Source organism: Streptomyces sp. cg35, from assembly GCF_050410835.1.
In the GTDB taxonomy this organism is placed as follows: domain Bacteria; phylum Actinomycetota; class Actinomycetes; order Streptomycetales; family Streptomycetaceae; genus Streptomyces.
In genome coordinates this window covers 1,259,944-1,275,237 of record NZ_CP191268.1, presented here as the reverse complement: position 1 = coordinate 1,275,237, position 15,294 = coordinate 1,259,944, and the positions used below count along the sequence as shown (strand labels likewise).

General features: G+C 73.7%; 15 protein-coding genes. 6 read left to right on the top strand and 9 right to left on the bottom strand.

Annotation, left to right across the window (positions count from 1 at the left end; genetic code table 11):
- Window positions 1-17 precede the first annotated feature (17 nt).
- Window positions 18-1,103, bottom strand: coding sequence for a tyrosine-type recombinase/integrase (locus ACQUQD_RS06060; protein WP_428950900.1), 1,086 nt, complete (start codon window positions 1,101-1,103; stop codon window positions 18-20).
- Between the two features lie 208 nt (window positions 1,104-1,311).
- Between ACQUQD_RS06060 and ACQUQD_RS06055 the strand changes: the two genes are divergently transcribed.
- Window positions 1,312-2,130, top strand: coding sequence for an SGNH/GDSL hydrolase family protein (locus tag ACQUQD_RS06055; RefSeq protein ID WP_428950899.1), 819 nt, complete (start codon window positions 1,312-1,314; stop codon window positions 2,128-2,130).
- Here ACQUQD_RS06055 and ACQUQD_RS06050 read toward each other — a convergent pair.
- From ACQUQD_RS06050 to ACQUQD_RS06030, 5 genes are all read right to left on the bottom strand, one after another.
- A complete protein-coding gene (locus ACQUQD_RS06050; RefSeq protein WP_428950898.1) occupies window positions 2,102-2,983 on the bottom strand; it encodes an STM4011 family radical SAM protein in 882 nt (293 codons plus the stop codon). The two genes, ACQUQD_RS06055 and ACQUQD_RS06050, sit on opposite strands and share 29 nt — an antisense overlap.
- 8 nt (window positions 2,984-2,991) lie before the next feature.
- A complete protein-coding gene (locus ACQUQD_RS06045; RefSeq protein WP_428950897.1) occupies window positions 2,992-4,371 on the bottom strand; it encodes an STM4012 family radical SAM protein in 1,380 nt (459 codons plus the stop codon).
- The gene (locus ACQUQD_RS06040; RefSeq protein ID WP_428957466.1) at window positions 4,368-5,174 is read right to left on the bottom strand and encodes an STM4013/SEN3800 family hydrolase; all 807 of its coding nucleotides are present in this window, start codon (window positions 5,172-5,174) and stop codon (window positions 4,368-4,370) included. The genes ACQUQD_RS06045 and ACQUQD_RS06040 overlap by 4 nt, the downstream gene beginning before the upstream one ends.
- A gap of 88 nt (window positions 5,175-5,262) precedes the next feature.
- A complete protein-coding gene (locus ACQUQD_RS06035; RefSeq protein ID WP_428950896.1) occupies window positions 5,263-6,513 on the bottom strand; it encodes an STM4014 family protein in 1,251 nt (416 codons plus the stop codon).
- Window positions 6,510-7,469 carry an STM4015 family protein gene (locus tag ACQUQD_RS06030; RefSeq protein WP_428950895.1) on the bottom strand — a complete coding sequence of 320 codons (960 nt, stop codon included), beginning with the start codon at window positions 7,467-7,469 and terminating at the stop codon, window positions 6,510-6,512. Before ACQUQD_RS06030 ends, ACQUQD_RS06035 begins: the two co-directional genes overlap by 4 nt.
- Before the next feature lie 173 nt (window positions 7,470-7,642).
- Between ACQUQD_RS06030 and ACQUQD_RS06025 the strand changes: the two genes are divergently transcribed.
- Together ACQUQD_RS06025 and ACQUQD_RS06020 are read left to right on the top strand one after the other, a co-directional pair.
- Window positions 7,643-7,969: a hypothetical protein gene (locus tag ACQUQD_RS06025; RefSeq protein ID WP_428950894.1), complete on the top strand. Its 327-nt coding sequence runs from the start codon at window positions 7,643-7,645 to the stop codon at window positions 7,967-7,969.
- Window positions 7,970-8,045: 76 nt separating this feature from the next.
- On the top strand, window positions 8,046-9,191 hold the full coding sequence (locus tag ACQUQD_RS06020) for a DUF6745 domain-containing protein (RefSeq protein WP_428950893.1): 1,146 nt from the start codon (window positions 8,046-8,048) through the stop codon (window positions 9,189-9,191).
- A gap of 77 nt (window positions 9,192-9,268) precedes the next feature.
- Here ACQUQD_RS06020 and ACQUQD_RS06015 read toward each other — a convergent pair whose 3' ends face one another.
- Entirely contained in the window at window positions 9,269-9,889 is a 621-nt protein-coding gene (locus ACQUQD_RS06015) for a TetR/AcrR family transcriptional regulator (RefSeq protein ID WP_428950892.1), read from the bottom strand.
- A gap of 68 nt (window positions 9,890-9,957) precedes the next feature.
- Window positions 9,958-11,163, bottom strand: a complete 1,206-nt coding sequence (locus ACQUQD_RS06010) for a Glu/Leu/Phe/Val dehydrogenase dimerization domain-containing protein (protein WP_428950891.1) — start codon at window positions 11,161-11,163, stop codon at window positions 9,958-9,960.
- 181 nt (window positions 11,164-11,344) lie between these two features.
- On the opposite strand from ACQUQD_RS06010, the gene ACQUQD_RS06005 reads away from it, so the two are divergent.
- On the top strand, window positions 11,345-12,562 hold the full coding sequence (locus ACQUQD_RS06005) for an MBL fold metallo-hydrolase (protein ID WP_428950890.1): 1,218 nt from the start codon (window positions 11,345-11,347) through the stop codon (window positions 12,560-12,562).
- Window positions 12,563-12,604: 42 nt separating this feature from the next.
- Here the strand turns inward: ACQUQD_RS06005 and ACQUQD_RS06000 are convergent, their stop codons facing one another.
- The gene (locus tag ACQUQD_RS06000) at window positions 12,605-13,153 is read right to left on the bottom strand and encodes a universal stress protein (RefSeq protein WP_428950889.1); all 549 of its coding nucleotides are present in this window, start codon (window positions 13,151-13,153) and stop codon (window positions 12,605-12,607) included.
- A gap of 463 nt (window positions 13,154-13,616) precedes the next feature.
- On the opposite strand from ACQUQD_RS06000, the gene ACQUQD_RS05995 reads away from it, so the two are divergent.
- On the top strand, window positions 13,617-13,919 hold the full coding sequence (locus ACQUQD_RS05995) for an SAV_915 family protein (RefSeq protein ID WP_428950888.1): 303 nt from the start codon (window positions 13,617-13,619) through the stop codon (window positions 13,917-13,919).
- Window positions 13,920-13,938: 19 nt separating this feature from the next.
- A complete protein-coding gene (lysA, locus tag ACQUQD_RS05990; RefSeq protein WP_428950887.1) occupies window positions 13,939-15,276 on the top strand; it encodes a diaminopimelate decarboxylase in 1,338 nt (445 codons plus the stop codon).
- Window positions 15,277-15,294: the final 18 nt, after the last annotated feature.

Here is a 15,294-nt window from a genome sequence, read left to right as displayed (position 1 = left end):
CCCCGTGACAGAGCGGGTTAGCTTCTTCGTCGTCGCCTCACGGCCGCACTGGACGCACGGTTTCCGCGAGACCACAGACGTGGTGGTGGTGCTCCGCGCCGTACCGGCGACGACGCTCCGGAGAGCGCGGCCGGCACCGCGGGTTCGGCAGGCGGTTCCTCGACAGGGGGCGGCTCTGCCCCCTGTCTCTGGGGCGGAACCGTGATCAGCGCGTCGGGCAGCTTGACGATGCTGTTGGGCCGCACGGGGATCTGGACTGCGTCCACGGCGACTGCGCCGGCGCCGGGAAGCTCGGAGATCACGTCGAAGCGGTCCTTGACGCTGACCTTGGCGTACCCGGCCGTGGAGGTGGGCGAGCGGTGCCGGAGCACCTGCATGGTCAGCAGCAGGTCGCCACGCTTCTCGTGCACGCGGGTGCCGAGCAGGTGGCGCAGCTGGTGAAAGCGCAGCCCGATCCCGATGGTCTCGGCGCGCTCCTTGACCCGTGTCGACACGTACGCCGAGGTGACGTGCCCCTTCTTGGTGTAGGAGGGGAACAGGTACCCGGTGTACTCGCTGGTGTCAGGCAGCTCGTTCTCGACGACCGGCGGGATGACCACCAGGTCCTCGAAGCCGCCCTTGCCGATGACGCGGCACACCATCGTCTTGCCGAGCCGGCGGAAGTCGCGCGTATGGATCTTCGCGACCTCGTGGGCGCGCAGACCGCAGTACGCGCCGAGCAGCACCCACAGCAGGTCGCGGCGGGAGTTGGTTTCGCCGAGGTGTTCCACGAGGCGGTCGAAGGCGACCTCGTCGAGCGGGTCGGGCAGGTGACGCGGTGACCTCGGGCGAGGGATGCCGTCGGTCGGGTCAGGAATCTGCGCGTAGCGGGCGTACTGCCGCAGTGCGGTCAGGTACGTGATGCGTGATTCGTCGGCGTAGTTGTCCAGGTGCAGCAGCAGCTGGTCGCGGGTCAGGTCTTGGGGCAGGACTCCGATGGCGCGGCAGACGGCGTAGACGCTGTCGCGGCGGCCTTCGGCGGTGCGCACGGCTCTGCCGAGCGCACGGAGGTGGGCATAGAACGGCTCGCCCAGCTCCCTCAGATTGTTCTCGAATTGTGTCACATGTACTAATTTGCGGCGATTTGACCATCCTGTGATGTGGCTTTGGGATACCAAACCGGCTGGCTGAAAGTCCCCGCTCATGCGACTGAGGTCACGTGTACATAAAGGTCAAAAGCCCCTTCATACGATCGCGTGTGCCGAGTCTCACCGTCGTCGGGGTCTACATACGGTCGCGTAGGTCACAACCGAGGGTGAAAGATGTGTGGTCGTGGCAAACGAATCGAGATCACTCAGCGGCGGCACGATTCGGTCCTACGCGGCGGTGGGGGACAGCTTCACCGAAGGCGTCGGGGACCCCGGGCCCGACGGGAACTTCGTCGGATGGGCCGACCGGCTCGCCGTCCTCCTGGACGACCGCGTCCCCGAGGACACCTTCCAGTACGCGAACCTCGCCGTGCGCGGCAAGCTCATCGACCAGATCGTCGAGGACCAGATCCCGCGGGCCGTCGAGCTCGCCCCCGACCTGGTGTCCCTGGTCGCCGGCGGGAACGACATCATCCGCCCCGGCACCGACCCGGACGACGTGGCCGAGCGCTTCGAGAAGGCCGTGGTGCGGCTGACCGAGGCCGCCGGGACCGTCATGGTCGCCACCGGCTTCGACACCCGCGACGTGGCCGTCCTCAAGCATCTGCGCGGCAAGATCGCCACGTACAACATGCACGTACGGGCCATCGCCGACCGGCACGGCTGCACGATGCTCGACCTGTGGTCGCTGAAGTCCATCCAGGACCGCAGGGCCTGGGACGAGGACCGGCTGCACCTCTCCGCCGAAGGACACACCCGCGTCGCGCTGCGCGCCGGGCAGATGCTCGGCGTCGACGTGCCCGCCGACCCGGAGCAGCCCTGGCCGCTGCTCCCGCCGCGCGGCACGTTCGAGGTGCGGCGCGACGACATCCACTGGGCCCGGGAGTTCCTGGTGCCGTGGATCGGCCGGCGGCTGCGCGGGGAGTCCTCCGGGGACCGCGTGGAGGCCAAGGGGTTCGTGGACCCGCACATCATCAAGGCGCACCTGGAATCGGCGTCCTGACCGCCTGAACCGGCGCCGCCGGTATCCGCTCCAGGACCCCGCCCGCGAAGACGTCGTACAGCGGCAGCGTCTCCAGGTGGACGTAGCCGATGTGACAGTCGCAGACCGCCAGCGGGCATGCCCGGGGTCCGAGCGCCGCGCGCCAGGAACCGTCGTACAGGTTGCCCAGCTCGGCCCGGACGAAGTGACAGCGGCGCACCGTGCCCTCGCCGTCCACCGAGACGACCGAGGAACCGGTCCGGCAGGGCAGCCCGGCCGAGCGGTGCGGATGCCTGCTGTACGGGAAGAGGGGGTCGACGGCCGTCCAGGCCGCGGCCTCCTCGTCCGTGTACGTACGGCCCTCCGCCGCGTTCACCCACAGGTACACCTCGGACGGCAGCGCCCTGCGCAGCGTACGGGCCTGCTCCAGATGCTCCGGGAGGCCGACCACGCCGACACTGAACCGCACCCCGCGCCGCGCCAGCTCTCGCGTCTTGCCGAGGAACCGCTCGTAGGGCGTCTGCCCCGGGTGGAACGTGCACCACAGGGCGAGCGCGTCCAGGTCGGCGTCGGCGAGCCACTCCGTGCGGCAGCTCAGATTCGTCTGGATGGCGACGCGCGCGACGTGCCGCTGGTGCGAGAGCTCGACCATCGCCTTCCGGTACCAGGACCGCACCAGCCCCTCACCCCACGGCGTGAACAGGACGGACAGCCGGTCCTCGCGCTGCCCGGCCACCCAGCCGGAGAACCGCTCCAGCGCCGCGCGGTCCGCGCGCAGCTGCGCGGTGGAGTCGCGGCGCTTGGCGAACGGGCAGTACGGACAGTCGTAGTCGCACGAGGACAGCGGCCCCCGGTACAGCAGCGTCAGGTCCATCGGCCCGCTCACCTCGGCTCGTACGCGGCCATCGCGGCGCGCACCTCGGGGGAGAACAGCTCCGGCCCGAGCGCGTCCGAGTACGCCAGGCCCTCGGGCGTCAGCCGCAGCCGCTCCCCGTCGTCCCACGGCTCCAGCCAGCCGCGCGCGGCGAACGCCGCGAGCTCGGCCGCGAAGTCGTCGAATGGGCCGGCGCCGAACCGGAGCCGGTAGTCGTCCAGCGGCATGCCCTCGGCCTGCAGCAGCGACTGCAGCAGATGACGGCGGCGCGCCTCCCGCCCGTCGACCCGGCGGCCGTGCCGCGCCCGCGCGAACTCCTCGGCGGCGGTGGCCGTGTAGCCGTCGATGATCGCGCGGATCTCCCGCATGTCGACGGCGTACTCGAAGGAGTAGTGCAGCGACGAGGTGTACGAGCGGGCGCCGCAGCCCAGGCCGATCATGCCGTCGGTCTGGCAGGCGTAGTCGTCCGGGCCCTGCGCCGGGGCGTCCGCGCGCCGGAACATGCGCATCGACACCTGCTCGTAGCCGTGCTCCAGGAGATGGTCGCGGCCCTGGCGGTACAGGCGCAGCCGCTGCTCGTCCCAGGCGTGGTCGGACAGCGGGGCGGTGCTCCGGCCCAGGCCGGTCAGCGGCCGGACGTAGAGCGGGTAGAGGTACAGCTCCTCGGGGCGCCAGGCGAGCGCCGCGTCGAGGGAGGCGCGCCAGCTCGCCGGGGTCTGGCCGCCGATGCCGTAGATCAGGTCGATGTTCAGCACCGGGATGTCCGTGTCCCGGATGCGGGTCAGCGCCGCCTCCACATCCGCGCGGCGCTGCGGCCGGACCGCGGCGCGGGCCTCCGCGTCCACGAAGCTCTGCACGCCGATGCTCAGCCGGGTCGTGCCGCGCTCCGCGAGGACCGCGAGCCGGTCCGCCGTGGCCGTCGCGGGCGAGGTCTCCACGGACAGCGGCACCGCCCGCAGGTCCGCGCCCGTCCGCAGCTCGGCGATGTCGCACAGCCGCGCCAGCTCGTCCGCGTCGAGGAAGGTGGGGGTGCCGCCGCCGAACGCCGCGTTCGCGAACCGCACGTCCGGACCGTCGCCGAGCGCCTCGCGCACCGCCACGGCCTGCCGTTCCAGGGCGTCCAGATAGCGGCCCGTCAGCTCGTCCGGTGCGCCGATGCGCGTGAACAGATTGCAGAAGCCGCAGCGGACCTCGCAGAACGGTATGTGGAGATAGAGGGAGAGCGCGCCCTTGGGCTCGTCGCGCCACAGGTCGCGCAGCGCGGGACGCTCGGGCAACGGCCGGTAGGCGGTCTTGTGCGGATACGCGTAGACGTAACTCTGGTACGGGCGCGGGGCGTCGGCGGACACGGTCCCCGCGCGTCCGGCCGCTTCGGCGGTGGTGGTCATCCGGTCGGCTCCAGGAAGAAGTGGGCGTAGGGCACGGTCCAGACCGCCTCGTGGCCGAGACGGTGGCCGGTGTAGCCGTCGTCCCCGTAGGCCGTGCCGTGGTCGGAGCAGACGACGGCGAAGCAGCGGCGGCGCGCGCTCATCGCCGCGAACAGCCGCCCCACGTGCCGGTCGATGTACTCCAGAGCGGCGGCGTGGGTCTCGGGCGAGTCACCTGCCGCGCGCGTGGCACCCGGCAGGTGGAACCAGTTCGGCTGGTGCAGCGCCGCGGCGTTCACGAACAGGAACAGGCGCTGCTCGTGCGGGAGTTCGGCGACGACCTGCTCCGCGCGCGCGACCTGCGCCTCGAACGACGTGGGCGACGCGACCCCGAACTCGGGCTCCCAGTGGCTCTCCTGGAAGAGGCCGGGCAGGACGCTCCCCAGGGCGCCCTGCCGGTTGAAGAAGCCGACGCCGCCGACGCACACCGTCCGGTACCCGGCCGCGGCCAGACCCGACACCAGGTCCGGGGTGTCGAAGACATAGGTGCGGCCCGCCGTGGTCTCGCTGCCCGCGAACCGCGCCGCGAACAGCCGCGGATGCGGGCCGGGCGTCACGGGAGTCGGCAGGAAACCGGCGAACATCGCCTGATGGGACGCGTACGTGAAGCTGCCCGGCGCGTGCCGCTTCTCCCAGGTGCCGCCCGGCAGATGACGTGCCAGGTGGGGGATGCGGCCCGCCGCGGCCAGCTCCACCGCCACGTCGTGGCGGAGCGTGTCGAGGGTGAGCAGCAGGAGGTCGTCGCGGCCCACCACCTCGTTCATGTCGGGATCGGCCGTCGCGCCGGCCGCGGCGGGTGCCGTGGGCATGACCGGTGCCGTGTGCGGGGCGGCGGGTGGTGGCGAGGTGGTGTCAGGTGCGGGCATCGCGGGTCCTTGCGGGGTGGTGCGGGTGTGCGGCGGCGGGAGCCGCTCGGTGCGGGGCGCCGAAAACGGCCGGGGCCCGCGCGGGGTGCCGGGCGTCAGGGAAGTGGCGGAGCACGGCGGCGACCTGGGCCGCGTACGTGTCCAGTCCCTCGGCACCGCCGCCGGGCAGCCCGGTCAGGCGCGGCAGCAGATCGCCGAAGGCGTTGACCTCGCCGACGGCGAAGCGCCGCCAGCCCACCGAGGGCAGCAGGTCGACGCCGACGCAGAGCGTGCGCGGGAAGCAGGCGGCGGCGCGCTCGCACAGGTCGAGGGCGTGCGCCCAGGACGCGCCCGCGGCCTGCCGGGCGGCGGCCGACTCGCCGCGCAGGCCGCCGAGATGGAGGTTGGTCAGAGGCGTCCGGCTGGTGCGCACGACGGCGTGCGTGGCGCGGCCGGCGACCACGACGACGCGCAGGTCGGCCGCGCGCCCGTGCAGCGACGCCTTCGGCAGCCAGCGCTCGATGTGCAGCCCGTCCGGGGCCAGCGCGTCCACGATCGCCGCGATGTCCGCCTCGCGTGTGTAGCGCCGCACGCGCAGGGAGTTGTGCAGTGCGCCGTCCGCCGGCTCCACGGACGTCGTGGCGCGGATCCGGCCGGGGCCGGCCGTCTCCAGGGCGAGCACACCCGAGGCCGACGAGCCGTGGGCCGGCTTGACGAACACCCGGGGCATCCCGTGCTCCGCCATCAGCGCCCGCACGTCGTCCCAGCCGCGCACCTCGGCGGCGCCGCCGGACGTGGGGGAGGCCGGGACGGCCACCCCGGCCCGGGCGAGGACTTGATGGCAGCGGCGCTTGTCGAAGAGCACGGCGACGTCGTCGGGATCGTCGAGCCGGACCCCGCCGTCGAGGGACCGCACGGCCGTCAGGAAGCGCCGGTACCACCGGGCGCCGCCCTCGACGCGCGTCGGATCGGCCACGTCCCGCAGGGCGCGCTCGACCTCCTCGTCCTCGCCCGCCGAGTCGATCCGCACGATCTCGTCACCGGCGAACGAGGCTCCGCCCTCGCGCAGCACGTCGCGCCACGCGACCACGCGCGGCGCCGGCAGTCCGGCGTCCCGCACGGCGGCCGTGAACAGGTCCACCCGCCGGTTGCCGGGGTTGCCGACGACCGCGAGACGGAGCGGAGCGGGGCCAGTTGGGGACGCGGCCGCCGCGTCCCGCGGGCCGTCCGGTCCCGCCGGTGCCGTCCGCCCGGTCATTCGCCGACCGAGACGTACCGCCACACGGTGTCCCCGTCCTGGTCCTCGTCCGCGTCGTCGGCGTCGAGGTCGACCTCGACGCCCGCGGGCACCAGGGAGTCCAGGAAGCGCTGGCGCAGCCCGTCGCTCAGGTAGTTGTGGTGCAGGTCGAGCTTGCGCAGGTGCGTGAGGGGCTGACCCGCGAGGAGCGCGGTGGCGCCGACATCGGTGAGGACGCCCATCGACAGGTCGAGCGTGTCGAGCCGGGCCACCACCGGGGCGGCCGCCGCGGCCGCCGCGATCTCGTCCTGGATCTCGCTGTTGCACAGCGCCAGGTGCTTCAGGGCCGGCAGCCGGCCGCCCGTCAGGAAGGGCTCGACATCGGCGACGGTGGAGTCCCCGCCGTAGTCCGACGTGCCCAGCCACAGGGCCAGCCGGGTCAGGGCGGGCAGCTCGCTCGCCGCGATCCCGCGCACCACCTCGGCGGGCAGACCGCCCGTCTCCACGGTGAGCGAGCGCAGCCGCTCGTGGCGCACCGCCGGGAACGCCAGACTGGTCCCGCCGCGCACCGCGAACTCCGTCAGCTCCGGGAAGCCGCTCAGCAGCGGGGTCACGTCGCCCTGCGTGATCCAGGAGATCTCGCACTCCTCGAAGACGATGTCGCCCAGGAAGAGCGCGCGCAGCGCCGTCAGCCGGTCCCGCGCCTCCAGCAGCGCGGCGATGACCGGCTCCGGCCCGTTCTCGTACGGGTCGCTCCACGAACCGACCACGATCGCCTTGACGCCGCCGAGGTCGACGGCCTTCGCGAACCGGGCGAACGCCTCCGGCCACGCCTCCTCGCTGTCGTACGACTCGACGGAGACCCGCCACGCGACGGCGTCGGCGGCGGGCAGCGTCGCGGCCTGCTCCCCGTCCGCCGCCGGGAAGTCGAAAATGGGCAGGCCGTGCAGCTCCTGCAGGTGGTTTCCGATGGCCATGTCCGCCCCGTTCCCGATCCGTTCGCGCCGTCCGCGATCTCCGCTGGAACTGAAGTTGTACCAACCGTCACTGACAACCACGGCCGCGGGGCGCCAGGCCGCCGTTGTCAGACCCTGCCCCTACCGTCGGCAACGACGCGGCCGCACTCGGCGGACCGTGGGACGGGAGAGTCATGTACCGGCAGGGAGACGTGCTGATCGTGCCGCTCGCGGAGGGCGCGGTGCCCCCGCACGTGGCGGACGCCCCCGACGAGCCGCGGGACGCCCGCGGGCGGCTGGTGCTCGCGCTGGGCGAGGTCACGGGCCACGCCCACGCGGTCGTCGGCCCCGGCCGACTGGTGCGCGAGCCGGGCCCGTTCGGCCCGCTGCTGCTCCAACTGCCCGACGGCGGGCGGGTGGTGCACGAGGAGCACGCGGCGATCTCGCTGCCCAAGGGCTGGTTCCGGGTGATCCGGCAGCGCGAGTACGTGCCGGGCTCGGTGCGGCTCGTGGCGGACTGAGCGCGCGGGGCGCGGCGGGAGCGGGAGAGGGACGGGGAGAGGACGACGAGTGAGCGTGGACGAGGGGTTCCGGGGGATGGCCGACACGATGAGGGCACAGCAGATGACGTCCACGGCGCAGGCAGCGGCGCCGGCATGGTCAAGGAGCCGCGAGGGTGCGGGGAGCGCCGCGGCGGACCTGGCGCACTGGCGGGCGGTCGCCGCCGCCACCGGGCCCGCCGACCGGGAAGCGGCCGAGGCCGGTGTGCGGCTCGCCTACCTTGAGGCCGGGCTCGCCGAGCCGGCGCGCATCCTGTGGGCGGACTCGCCGCGCGCGGCGGCCGTGACGCTGCTCGCGCGCCGCGCGGAGACGGGCGAACCGGGCTCTTCCGTAAGGGACTTGGTTCGCAACGGCCCATGGGCCCAGGCCCGTGAGCGGCTGCACGCGCGGCTCGGCCCGGCCGGATGGAGCGCGCACTGGAACGCCACGGGAGGCCGCCTGTGGGACACCACCCAGATGCTGGTCGACCGCATCAGAACAGGAATCGTGGAGGAACTGGCCGAGCCCTCCCGCACGGTCGTAGGCGCACGGGACCGGGGGAGCGAGGCGGCGATCCGCCTCCTGCTCCTGGACGCCGTGCTCGGCCAGCACGAGGCCGCCTGGCTCAGCGCCTTCGGCTCGTCCGACGAGGAGCGGGACTCCCGGTTGGGCGGGCTGGCCCAGGTCGCCCGGTCGGCCGGCTGGTGGTGGCCGTACGAGGACGTGGCCGTGGTGTGCGAGCGGCCCACGGAGCTGCACCGCGACGAGGCCGGGCGCCTCGACAGCGCCACGGGACCCGCTGTGGCCTTCCCCGACGGATTCGCGCTGCACGCCTGGCGCGGCATGCCGGTGCCCGCCGACTTCCTGGCCGGTCTCGCCGGGCTGACCCCGCAGCGCATCCGCGACGAGGAGAACGCGGAACTGCGCCGGGTGATGCTGGAGCACTTCGGCTACGACCGCTATCTGACGGAGTCCGGGGCCGAGCCCGTGCACCGGGACGCCACCGGAGTCCTGTGGCGGGTCCGGCTCCCCGGTGACGAGGACGTGGTGATGGTCGAGGTCGTCAACTCCACCCCGGAGCCCGACGGCAGTCACCGCACCTACTGGCTGCGCGTGCCGCCGCGCACGAGAACCGCGCGCGAAGGCGTCGCCTGGACGTTCGGGCTGCACGCCGACGCGTACGAGCCGCAGCGCGAGACGTGAGCGGCGGGCGGCCGGGGGGCGTCGTGCGCGCGGCGCGCCCGCGCCGCGCGCGTGGCCGGCCGCGCGGGTGGTCGTACCTAGCGTGCGGGCCGCGCCAACTGGGCGCTTTCGAGGCCGAGTTCCCGTGCCAGCGCCTCGTCCACCCACTCCTGTGTACGGGCCCGGGACACCGCCCCGTCGTACGCCGTCATCTGTACGGCGAGCCCGTCGAGCAGGGCCGTCAGGCGCAGCGCCGTCGCCGCGGGGTCGGGGCAGGTGAACTCGCCCGCCACGACGCCCTCCGTGACGACCTCGGCGAGTGCCGCCTTCCACTGCTTGTCGAGGTCACGGGTGACGTCGCGCAGCGCGGGCTCGCGCAGCGACGCGGCCCAGCCCTCGATCCACAGGCGCCAGCCCTTGGCCTGGCCCGTCGGCGCGTACCAGCGCACCGCCGCCCGCAGCCGCTTGAGCGCCGTGGTCCGACGGCCGAGGAGTCTGCGCAGCCGGGCGAGGTCGTCCTGCGCCGCGTACGTGAACGCGGCCGCGACGAGCTTCTCCTTCGTAGCGAAGTGGTACAGCACCAGCGCGTTGCTCACGCCGAGCGCCGACGCCACGTCGGCGATGCGCACGGCCGCGATCCCGCGCGCCTCGATCTGCTCGATGGCGGCCCGCAGCAGCTCCTCGCGCCGCTCGGCCACGCTCAACCGGACTCTAGCCACACGGGCACCCTAATTGTTCGGCCGGGCGGCCCCGGTGCGAGCGGCCGTCCCGGTGCGGGGGCGCGCGGTCACCGGTACCAGCCGAAGCGCTCCGCGATGACGGGCAGCCGGTCGGCGACGATGGCGTGCGCGGCGGCCCGCGGCGTCGTCCCCTCGGCCTCCGCGCGGTCGAGCATCCGCCCGGTCAGGGCGCGCATGGAACGGCGCGTGCGGTCGAAGGCCTCGTCCGCGTCCGCACCGATGTCGCCGAACAGCGTCCACCACCACCAGGCGTTCGTACCCGAGTTGACGACCACGTCCGGCAGGACGGTGGTGCCGCGGCGCGCGAGCAGTTCCTCGGCGTCGGGCAGCACCGGCATGTTGGCGGCCTCCACGATCCAGCGGGCCGTGATCCGTTCCTGGTTCGCGGCGTCGATCGCGTACGACACCGCGGCCGGCACGAGCACGTCGGCGTCGGCCGACAGCCAGGCGTCGCCCGGCAGTTCGCGGTCCTGCGGGCGCAGCGCCGAGCGGTCCACCGAGCCGTACGCGTCGCGCGCGGCGAGCAGCGCCTCCACGTCGAGCCCGTCGGCGTTCGCGACCGTGCCCCTGAGATCGGCGATCGCGACCACCCTCAGACCCGCACGGGCGAGGAAGCGCGCCGTGGCGCCGCCCATGGTGCCCAGGCCCTGGAGCGCGACGCGGGTGTCCTCGTACGGAACCCCCGCCCGGTCGAGCGCCACGAGCACCGACTCGGCGACACCGCAGCCGCCCACGAGCTCGTCCAGGCCGATCCCGTCGACGTCCAGCGCGAACGCGTCCGCGAGACGTTCCCGGGCGGCCCGCTCGTCGTCGAGCAGCGGATACACCGCCTGGATCGACGAGACGAGGCCCGCCTCCGCGGCCGCCTCGTCCACCAGGTCCTGGGTCAGGCCCAGGTCCTCGCCCGTCGTCCAGAAGGACTCGATGTGGGGGCGCATGGCCCGCAGGTAGCGCACCAGGACCCCGTACGCCTCCGGGGAGCGCGGGTCGCAGTCGATGCCGCCCTTGGCGCCGCCGAGCGGGATGTACCGGGCCCGCGGGTCGTAGTGCAGGGCCTCCTTCATGGTCATGCCGCGCGCGAGTCCCGCGACCTCTTCGAGGGTGCAGCCGGGGCGCATCCGCAGGCCGCCGCTGGAGACGCCGCGCACCAGGCGGTCCACCACCAGGTAGCCGGTGCGGCCGGTGACATGGTCGGTCCAGGTCAGCGTCATCAAGGGCTTCGCCGGGAGCGCGGCGGGCGGCGCGGTGGACATGAGGGCTCCTCGGGAACGGTGATCGGGTCGGGGCCCGGTGCGGCGACGGCTTTACTGAATCGTCGGTCAGTATCGGAACCGGCAAGGAGCCCTGTCAACGGAGCGCGTACTGAATGCCCGATCAGTACTGCCCGGGGCGGCCCGGGGGCGGCGGCGCGCACCGGCGGCGGGGCGGCACATAATGGAACACCCTGATCGATCAACGGGAGGCGCCGTGTCACGTTCTCTGAGTACCGGACTGCGTTCGCTGCAGCCCGCTGCGTTCGGCGCCGAGGCCACCGGCGCGCGCCTGGAGCGCATCCGCAGGTCGCCGAACTTCGCCGACGGGCAGTTCCGGAACCCGGAGGGCGCGCGCATCCGCCCCGACGGCTCGATGCTCGAGTTCGCGAAGATCTACTTCCGCAAGGAGGAGCGCGCGCTGCGCACGCCCACGGGCACCGTCCCCGTGCACGCCACCACCCTCGCCGACCTGGCCAAACCGGCCGTGAGCGGACTGCGGATCACCTGGATGGGGCACTCCAGCGTGCTCGCGGAGATCGACGGCGTCCGGGTGCTCTTCGACCCGGTGTGGGGCGAGCGCTGCTCCCCGTTCCCCTTCGCCGGACCCAAGCGGCTGCACCCCGCCCCGCTGCCCCTCGCGGCGCTCGGCCCGGTCGACGTGGTCGTCATCTCGCACGATCACTACGACCACCTGGACATGCCGACGATCAAGGCGCTCGCCGGGACGGACACCGTCTTCGCCGTGCCGCTCGGCGTCGGCGCGCACCTGGAGCACTGGGGCGTCCCGGCCGACCGCCTGCGCGAGCTGGACTGGCACGAGTCGACCGAGGTCGGCGGCGTGACGCTCACGGCCACGCCCGCCCGCCACTTCTGCGGCCGCGGCCTGCGCAATCCGCAGCACACCCTGTGGGCGTCCTGGGTCGCCCAGGGACCGGAGCACCGGATCTACCACAGCGGGGACACCGGCTACTTCCAGGGCTTCCAGGACATCGGCGCGCAGCACGGCCCGTTCGACGTGACCATGATCCAGATCGGGGCCTACTCCGAGTTCTGGCCCGACATCCACATGACGCCCGAGGAGGGCCTGCGCGCCCACCTCGACCTGCAGGGCGGCCGGCCGCACGGCGTGCTGATGCCGATCCACTGGGGCACGTTCAACCTGGCGCCCCACCCGTGGGCCGAGCCCGGTGAATGGTCCGTGGACGCGGCGCTGGATGCCGGCCAGGCCCTCGCCACGCCGCGTCCGGGCGAGCCGTTCGAGCCGGCCGGGGATCTCCCGACCGACGCGTGGTGGCGCGGTGTGAGCGCCCCCGTCACCCGCTCCTGGCGGCCGGTCGGGCCGCGCGCGGTCGAGGACGGCCCGGCCCCGTCGCAGCTCGACCTGGCGGGCGACCGCTGACCGCGCCGGGGAGCGGCGGCCCACCGCCCCTCCCCGGCCCCGTCAGGGCGTACCGCGATCCGTCAGTTCCCGGAGGTCCACGGGGGCCCGCCAGGTGATCCGGCGGTGCATCGCGTTGAGGTCGTGCTGAAGCGGCGAGGGCGGCACGGCGAGCACCGGACAGCGGGCGTGGGCCAGGCAGTACCGGGCGGCCGAGGGGCGCAGCGCGCGGCGCAGCCGGCCCCGGGAGCCGGCGCCGAGCACCAAAAGATCGTCGGGCCGGTCGGCGATGCCCACCAGCGCGGCGCCCGGGGTGCCGCGCACGACGACACCCGCCAGTCGCACGCCGGGCACCGTGCGGCCGAACGCGCCGCCGAGGGTCAGGAGCAGGCGTTCGCCCGCGACCCGCCGGCACTCGGCGAGCACAGCGGGCGCCGACGGGCCGCGGTGCCCGAGTTCACCGCCGGGCGGCGCCCAGGCCAGCACCGCCCACAGCTCGGCGCCGGAACGCCGGGCCTCGGCGGCCGCGCGGTGCAGTGCGGTGAGGCTCCCCGGGCTGCCGCTGACCCCCGCCACGACGCGGGGCGCCCGCTCGGTTCTTTCCTCTTCCATGCAGGCCTCACTTCTTCCAGCCCCGGTACCTTCCGCCATGGGACACGCGAAGTCGCCTGCCGCGGCGCGCTGTTGGCGCGGTCCTGATGTCCGGCAGTCCCCTTCTTACGGAGTGTTGACGAGCGGTGCACCCGTCCCCGGGCCGGTGCCCGCGACCGATGCGACGCTGCTCCACGGGCCGCTCCCCGTCCCGCCGTCAGCGTCGCGTCAGAGCTGGGCTCCGTGCCGTCAGCGTCGCGTCATGAGGCGTCGGAGTCCCCGCCACCCCGGGCATAGCGTCGATGCCACCCCGGCCTTCCGGCTTCCGTGACGGCCCGGGCGACCGATACCGCTCCGAGGATTCTCCAGGGGGAGTCCCATGAACGACCTGCTGTGCGGTGAAGACCCGGAACCTGGCGAACGTGTCCCGGCCGGGCCGCTCTACGTTCCCGTCCGGCCGGGACCTTCCGGGTGTGCCGCCCGTATGTTCCGCACCCCGCCCGGTGAACGCACCGCCGTCGGATTCACCAGCCGCGAACGGCTGGCCGCGACGCTCGGCCCGGACCAGCGCTGGATCCGGCTCGGCGCACCCGCGCTGAGAGCCCTCGCCGAGCCCCTCGGCGTCACCGCCGTCACCGTCGACCCGACCTTCTCCGCCCCGGTCACCGCGGCCCCGCTCGCCCGTGGCGGCGCCGGGACGGTCCGGGACCGGTGGCGGGAGCAGACGACCGGCGTCGCGCGGGTGACCGGCGCCGCCACCGTCGCCGACGCGCTGTGGATCCACTGAACAAGGGAGTACGCAGATCATGACCATCACGCACCCGCATGCTCCCGCTCCCGCTGCCGCGGACGACCTGTCGGTGTGGCCGGCCTCCACCGCCCGCCGGCCGCACGGCGACCTCGCCGTCGGCGGGGTGTCGCTCGCCGAGATCGCGGAGCGCTTCGAGACGCCCGCCTATGTGGTCGACGAGGCGGAGGTCCGCGACCGCTGCCGCACCTACCGCGCCGCCTTCCCCGAGGCCCATGTCCTGTACGCCGCCAAGGCGTTCCTGTCGCGGGCCATGGTCCACTGGATGGACGAGGAGGGGCTCGGGCTCGACGTGTGCTCGGCCGGTGAGCTGGAACTCGCCGTCACCTCCGGCTTCCCGGCCGAGCGGATCGTGCTGCACGGCAACGCCAAGTCTCCGCGCGACATCGACGTCGCGCTGCGCCTCGGCGTCGGCCGCATCGTCATCGACAGCCCCTCCGAGATCGCCCGGCTCGCCGCCGCCGTCGGCCCGGACGGCCACCAGAAGGTAATGGTGCGCATCGTGCCCGGCATCACCGCCGGAGGGCACGAGAAGATCCGGACCGGTACCGACGACCAGAAGTTCGGCCTGTCCCTGGCCGACGGCTACGCACACCACGCCATCGCCCGCATCCTGGACCAGTCGCAACTCGAACTCACCGGGCTGCACTGCCACTTGGGCTCCCAGATCACCACGGCCAAGCCCTACCTCACCGCGGTGCGCCGCATGGTCGGGCTCATGGCCCGGATCCGCGACAGCCACGGTGTCGTCCTGCCGGAACTCGACATGGGCGGCGGCCACGGCATCGCCTACCGCCCCGGGGAGGAGTCGCTGGACATCACGGCGCTGGCCCGCCGGATGCGCGCCGAACTCGTCGAGAGCTGCGCGGGCGCCGGCCTGACCGTGCCCCGCCTGCTGATCGAACCCGGCCGGGCGGTCGCCGGACCCGCCGGGGTCGCCGTGTACCGCGTCCTCGCGGTCAAGCACACCGGCGCGAAGGTGTTCGTCGCCGTCGACGGCGGCATGAGCGACAACCCGCGGCCCGCCCTGTACGGAGTCCGGTACGCCCCGCGCCTGATCGGCCGTCACTCCACCGCCGCGGCCGCCACGGCGACCGTGGTCGGCCGGCACTGCGAGGCGGGCGACGTGCTCGCTGCCGACGTCGAGCTGCCGGCCGATGTCCATCCCGGCGACCTGCTCGCCGTCCCGGTGGCCGGCGCATACCACCTCTCCATGGCCTCCGGATACAACCTGGTCGGCCGTCCGCCCGTGATCGCCGTCGCCGACGGGCACGCCCGCCTCCTGGTGCGCCGCGAGTCCCTCGACGACTACCGCAGCCGCGACATCGGTCTCTGAGCCCCCGGGCCCGCGGAC